The sequence below is a fragment of the Turicibacter sp. GALT-G1 genome, assembly GCF_025594995.1.
Classification (GTDB): domain Bacteria; phylum Bacillota_I; class Bacilli_A; order MOL361; family Turicibacteraceae; genus Turicibacter; species Turicibacter bilis.
This window is the reverse complement of sequence record NZ_JAMQUS010000102.1, coordinates 1-6,990: the sequence shown is the minus strand read 5'-3', so window position 1 is coordinate 6,990 and position 6,990 is coordinate 1. Positions and strand designations below refer to the sequence as shown.

Genomic DNA, 6,990 nt, shown 5'->3' with positions numbered 1-6,990 from the left:
ACTTAATATTACAATCTATCTATATAGAAAAAGAACTAAACTTTCGTTTAGTCCTTTTAGAAATTATAATTTGTTTGGTTCTTCGTAGTCAACACCTTTAGTATCAACTGTCACTGATTTCATGACTTGCCCAATGACTGGTTGATCTAAATGGTTACATTCTACGCTAGCAATTTGATCAACAACATCGATTCCTTCAATCACTTTACCGAAGGCTGCATAGCTTCCATCTAAATGTGAAGAATCTTTATGCATGATAAAGAATTGTGATCCAGCCGAGTTTGGAACGTTTGTACGCGCCATAGAAATAACTCCACGTTCATGTTTGACTGGGTTATCAAACCCATTTGATTTGAATTCTCCGTAGATGCTGTATCCTGGTCCACCAATTCCTAAACCTTGTGGGTCTCCACCTTGAATCATGAAACTACGAATGACACGGTGGAAAATAACACCGTTGTAGAATCCTTTGTTTGCTAATGAGATGAAGTTACGAACTGACTGTGGAGCTACTTCTGGATATAATTCGATTTTCATTACTCCACCGTTTTCCATTTCAATTGTTGCCACTGGATTCGTATCTTTTGAGTATTCTGTTTGTCCAACATATTGTTTTGCCATGTCTTACTACCTCCTATAGATCATTTCTTAGTTGAATTTCTTTCCAACTTCAATTGGATGTGAACCATTTAAAAGGCTTGCAACATCCATACGTTTTTTCCCTGAGATTTGAATATCTGTAATCTTTAATCCAGCATGATCACCACATGCCACCACGATTCCATCTTTTTCAACTTTCACAATCGTTCCAGGTTCAGCATCATATAAATGATTATTTGGTTCAGCCCACCAAATTTTTACTGATAACTCATCTAATTGCGTGAATGCTACTGGCCAAGGGTGAAGTCCACGAACTTGGTTATATAAAACATTGGCTGGTTTATACCAATCAATGCGCTCATCTTCGCGCTTAATATTCCATGCAAATGTCGCTTCTTCATGATTTTGAGGAATTGCCTCGATCTCACCTGCTAATAATTTAGGTAACGTTTCTGCTAAAAGCTTCGCCCCAGCAACACTTAATTTTTCAAACATACTTCCTGTGTGATCTTTTTCCTCAATTGGAACAACGACTTTACTAATCATGTCTCCTGTATCCATTTTGACATCCATGTACATGATTGTAACTCCTGTTTCTTTTTCACCATCAATAATCGCTTTATGAATCGGTGCACCACCACGATATTTTGGTAATAACGAAGCATGAACATTAATACATCCGAACTTTGGTGCATCTAATAAAATTTTCGGGATGATTTGACCAAAAGCAGCTGTAATAATTAAATCTGGATTCCAATCTAAAACTGTCTGATAATCTTCTTTAATTTTTTCAGGTTGGAACACTGGGATGTTGTGCTCTAACGCTTTTTGTTTAACTGGTGTTGGTGTTAAAATACGTTTACGTCCAACTGGACGATCAGGTTGTGTGACAATCCCAACGACTTCATAACCTTCTTTAATAATTGTTTCTAAAACAGGAACTGAAAAGTCAGGAGTTCCCATAAATACAACACGTGTCATGTTGTCCCTCCTCTATTGTAGCTCAAATCACATCTAGCATATGGATGTGAGATTAAACGATAAATCTAGACTCTAATTATTATTACCACATCTATCGACATTTTACTACCATCTTTAGTAAGTTTTTTTAATTAATTAAACTGATTTGGAAAAAAATCAAGTGATAAGCTCACTGAACCTTCTTGGAAATACATTAAAAGCTGAGACAAAATAGCTCTTAACCTCGGTTCCTGCTTATATTTAATCATAAAATACATGCGAAAGCGCTGATTAATTCGCCCAACATACGGCATAGTTGGACCAACAATAATACAGCTATGTCCAAGTTGATTTCGTAAATATTGATTCACTTTATCGCATGCCATAATAAGATCATTATAGTCTTCACTACTCATCATGACACTGGCTAAATAATAATATGGTGGATAGCCAAAACGACGGCGCATCTTCATTTCTTCCACATAAAATGCGTGATAATTTTGCTCAACGACACATTTCATGACGTAATGTTCTGGACTATAGGTCTGAATAAGTACTTCCCCTTCTAGTTCATGACGACCCGCTCGACCTGCAACTTGAGTTAATAATTGGAAGGTTCGTTCAGCGGCTTTAAAATCAGATAAATGAAGCATTAAATCAGCCGCTAAGACACCAACAAGGGTTACATCTGGGAAATCAAGTCCTTTTCCCACCATCTGTGTCCCAATTAAAATATCGGCTTCTTTTCGTTCAAAGGCTGCAATGAGCTCTTGATGTGAACCTTTTTTTGATGTCGTATCTACATCCATTCGCATAATACGTGCACCCCGAAATTGATCTTGTAAATATTCTTCAACTTTTTGAGTTCCTAAACCAAAAAATCGTAACTCTTCACTCTGACAAGATGGACATCGTCTTAAAATGAATGACTCAAAGCCACAATAATGACATTTTAATTTTTGATTTGGTTTATGATATGTCAGTGAGACGTCACAATTTGGACAATTCACCACTTCTCCACACTCGCGACATTGCATAAAGTTCGAATAACCTCGACGATTTAAAAGTAACACGACTTGTTCCTGACGCTCTAAACGCTTTGCAATCGCCTCTTGCAAAACATCACTTAAAATCATTTGATCACTGACCGTTGAATGTTGACGCATATCAATCAATTTGACCGTGGGTAACTTCGCTGTAGAAACGGCACGCTTCGATAACGTTAATAATCGATAAACCCCTTTTTGAGCACGAGCAAATGATTCTAAAGACGGTGTCGCACTTCCTAACACAACTGGACATCGATGCGTAATTGCACGCTGTTTAGCTACTTCAATCGCATGATAGCGTGGCGCCTCTTCCTGCTTATATGTCGCCTCATGCTCCTCATCAATAATAATAATACCGATGTCTTTAAATGGAGCAAAAATTGCTGAACGTGCGCCCACCACAATCTGTACTTCTTGCTTTAAAATCTTACGCCATTCATCATACTTTTCACCCATTGATAAAGCACTATGTAAAACAGCTACTTTATTTTGAAAACGACTTTTGAATCGTCCTGCAATTTGTGGCGTCAAGGCAATCTCCGGCACTAACATAATCGCCTGTTGTCCCTTAGCCAACACATTTTCAATCATCTGTAAATAAACTTCCGTCTTCCCGCTTCCCGTAATGCCATGTAATAAAAAGATATCATGTGCATTTTCCTCGCATGCATGAGCCACGGTTGTCACCGCAACTTGCTGTTCTTGATTTAACTTTAACGCCTTCGATTGTTGATGCACCACATCTGCGTATGGATCACGATAGGCTTCTACCTCGATTTCTTTAATGACCGATTTATCTACAAGTGTTTTCATAATGGCATGAGTAACTTGTAACTCATCCATTAGTTGAGACTTTAAAACGGGGTTCGGCTGTGCTATTAAATATTCTAACACTTGCTTTTGCTTCGCTGCGCGATTAAATGATGATAAATCTAATTTCGGATCGACAAGTGCTATATATTTAATCATCTTTTTACCAAGCTGATCTTTCACTTCATAAATGAGTTCAACTTGTTTATGTTCAATTGCTTGTTTAACTTCTTTTAAAAGGTTAGCAGGGATTTGCTCATAATCAATGACGCGTGAATTTTGAAATAGCGACGCTAAATTTGGCGATAACGTGTCACTTAAACAAAGAAGCTTTTTCTTATATTTTGCACGCATGGCATTTGGAATCATCGCCTCGAAACATTGAATCATCGTACTTCCTGTTTCTTCACTTAAACTCATTCCAAGCTCACGCAACTCATCATTTAAAACTGGAACGACATCAATCAGTTCTTTAATCGGGCGTAGATTTTGTAACTCCGTCTGTTCTTTTAACGAAATAACAAAGCCCATAATCGTGCGAGGTCCAAATGGAACTAAAACACGAACACCAGGTTGAATTAAATGTGCTAATTCTTCTGGCACCGTATAATCAAAGACTTTATTCACAGCTTTATTTTTAATATCAACAACAACTTCAGCAATCACTTTGGCACCTCCCCAATTCATTACCTTTATTATAACACACGACATATTTTGATAAACGTACGCAAAAACAAAAACCTTAGCATTCGCTAAGGTTTAATCATTATTGTTCTTTTAATTCGAAATCAACAACGTCGTTTAATAGTTCTTCTAAAGCAACCCCAACTGGTTTTGCACATTTAGCTGTTGGTAATCCGTCAACATAATCTAATTGTGATTGTCCAGCGTCAACAATTTGACGTGCACGTTTTGCAGCGATGTAAGCGATTTTGTATTTAGAATCTACTTTATCTAATAATTTATCGATTGATGGATAGCGCATTCCTGTCATTACTATTCAACCTCCACAATATTCTTATTATAATATTCTAAGACACGGTTTGAGCGTGAATGCTCAGCTTCAATGATTGCCATAATACGATCACGAGCATTTTCTACCGTATCATTGATAACGATATAGTCGTATTCATGAGCAAGTCCAATTTCAGACTCTGCTTTTTGCATACGTTTATTAATAACTTCCATCGCTTCTGTTCCACGAGTCATAATGCGATTACGAAGCTCTTCCATGCTAGGAGGAGCAATAAAGATGAAGCATGCATCTGGCATTACATTTTTAACTTGTAATGCACCTTGAACTTCGATTTCAAGAACAACGTCTTTTCCTTCATCTAATTTTTGTTTCACATAATCAAGCGGTGTTCCGTAATAATTTCCAACGAATTCAGCCCACTCTAATAATTGACCTTGATCAATTCTATCTAAAAATTCTTCTTTTTCAACGAAGAAATAATCCACACCATGAACTTCTCCAACGCGTGGTTTTCTTGTTGTCATTGAAATTGAATACTCTAAATTATGGTTTTCTTGTTCGAATATTGATGCGCGCACAGTTCCTTTTCCTACACCACTAGGACCTGATATGACTATTAGTACGCCTTTTTCTACTAATCTCATGCATTCACTTCTCCTTAAACTTTCATTCCACTATAATAGCATGAATTTCAACAAAATTAAATAGCTCGACACAGAATTTATCATGAATTATTTTACAGTTCATTTTAGACATTTTAGAAATATCTATACACACAGTATGATTATTATGAGATTTTTCAGTTATTTTTATGTCTAACAGTTTTAAAAAATGATATACTTTTGAATATAAATTCATTGTTAAAGAGGTGATTTTTAATGGCTTTTGATGGTCTTATGACGTCTAGTGTCGCTGCTTCCTTAAAGGAATCGCTACTTGCTGGGCGTATCAATAAAATTTATCAATTATCAAACCACGAAATTTTAATGCAAATTCGTGCACAAGGAAAAAATCAGAAAGTCTTATTTTCAACACATTCATCTTATGCTCGTGTGCAAATCACAAAGCTTGATTATCAATATCCAGATGAGCCACCGATGTTTTGTATGTTTTTAAGAAAACATCTAGAAGGTGGAATTATTTATAACATCGAACAGATTAACCATGATCGTATCATCAAGTTTACGATTCGTCATATCAACGAACTCGGTGATCAAATGATTAAGTTTTTATATATTGAGATTATGGGAAAACATAGTAACTTAATTTTAACAGATGCGACGCATCGTATTTTAGATACGATTAAACATATCTCACCTCTTGTCAATCGTTATCGTTCTTTACAACCAGGTGCTACCTATATTTTACCACCTACGCAAGAAAAACAACTGCCAACCGATATTGACTTTGAAACCTTCTCAAGCTTAATAGTTGAAGGTGAACGTTACGATAAACAACTGGTCGCTAAATTCCAAGGCTTATCTCCACTCATTGCGCGTGAAATCATTTATCGCAGTGAATCAGATTCAATCCAAAATATCTATGACTCGTTTACGAATGTCTTGACTAAAATTCAAGAAGCACCTTCTCCTCATGTCATGATAGCGTCCAAAGAATACTTCTACCTTCTTCCGCTATATCATATTGAAGGAGAACTGATTCCGTGCGTTACATTATGGGACATGTTTGACCGCTATTATTTTGGAAAAGATGAACGCGATCGTATTAAACAACAATTCCATGATATTGAACGTTTTATCCGTCAAGAATATGACAAAAATGTAAAAAAACTTGAAAAGTTAAATGAGGAATTAGTGAATTCCGAAAAAGCGGAGCAGTATAAAGTTTTAGGTGAGTTAATTTTAGCGAATATCTATCAAATTAAACGCGGTGACTCAGTTGTGCGTGTACAAAACTTCTATTCAGAGAACCTAGAAGAACTTGATATTCCATTAGAGCCGATGTTATCAGCATCTGAAAATGCTCAAAAATACTTCCAAAAGTATACCAAAGCTAAAAATGCGGTGAATTATATTTTAGAGCAACTCGAGTTAACCGAAAAAGAGATTGCTTACTTTGAAACGCTGATGATTCAAATTGAAACAGCAACGTTAAAAGATGCCTATGAGATTAAAGAAGAACTTGAGTTAGCAGGGTATTTACGTAAACGTCAAATTAAAAAACGTAAAACGAATGGAAAACCAAACATCGAGAAATATTTATCAACAGACGGTGTCGAGATTTTCGTTGGGAAAAATAATTTACAAAATGATTACTTAACCCATAAATTCGCCCGTCGTCACGAATGGTGGTTCCACGCTAAAGATATGCCAGGTTCGCACGTCTTAGTTCGAAGCGATGCCGATGAGTTAAGCGAAGCTACGATTCGTTCAGCGGCACAGCTCGCATCTTATTTCTCAAAAGGGCGCTTATCATCAAGTGTGCCTATTGATTACACACGCGTACGCCACGTTAAAAAAGTACCTGCTGCCCATCTTGGATTCGTCACATATGAGAATCAAAAAACGATTTATATCGATCCAGATGAAAGCTTCATTATGAACTTAACGAAATTAAAATAATCGAGTAGGAGAT

6 protein-coding genes are annotated in these 6,990 nt (G+C 36.4%); 1 reads left to right on the top strand and 5 read right to left on the bottom strand.

Annotated elements, in window-relative coordinates:
* Positions 1–63: 63 nt before the first annotated feature.
* The 5 genes from NEH74_RS13250 to gmk form a co-directional block, all read right to left on the bottom strand.
* On the bottom strand, positions 64–621 hold the full coding sequence (locus NEH74_RS13250) for a peptidylprolyl isomerase (RefSeq protein ID WP_055242101.1): 558 nt from the start codon (positions 619–621) through the stop codon (positions 64–66).
* A gap of 27 nt (positions 622–648) precedes the next feature.
* A complete protein-coding gene (gene fmt, locus NEH74_RS13245) occupies positions 649–1,581 on the bottom strand; it encodes a methionyl-tRNA formyltransferase (protein ID WP_055305530.1) in 933 nt (310 codons plus the stop codon).
* Between the two features lie 131 nt (positions 1,582–1,712).
* Entirely contained in the window at positions 1,713–4,085 is a 2,373-nt protein-coding gene (priA, locus tag NEH74_RS13240; protein WP_082427825.1) for a primosomal protein N', read from the bottom strand.
* Positions 4,086–4,185: 100 nt separating this feature from the next.
* Complete coding sequence (rpoZ, locus tag NEH74_RS13235; RefSeq protein ID WP_055242094.1) at positions 4,186–4,413, bottom strand: DNA-directed RNA polymerase subunit omega; 228 nt, start codon at positions 4,411–4,413, stop codon at positions 4,186–4,188.
* A gap of 2 nt (positions 4,414–4,415) precedes the next feature.
* A complete protein-coding gene (gene gmk, locus NEH74_RS13230; protein WP_055242092.1) occupies positions 4,416–5,039 on the bottom strand; it encodes a guanylate kinase in 624 nt (207 codons plus the stop codon).
* 234 nt (positions 5,040–5,273) lie between these two features.
* Between gmk and NEH74_RS13225 the strand changes: the two genes are divergently transcribed.
* Positions 5,274–6,977, top strand: a complete 1,704-nt coding sequence (locus NEH74_RS13225) for an NFACT family protein (RefSeq protein ID WP_055305528.1) — start codon at positions 5,274–5,276, stop codon at positions 6,975–6,977.
* Positions 6,978–6,990: the final 13 nt, after the last annotated feature.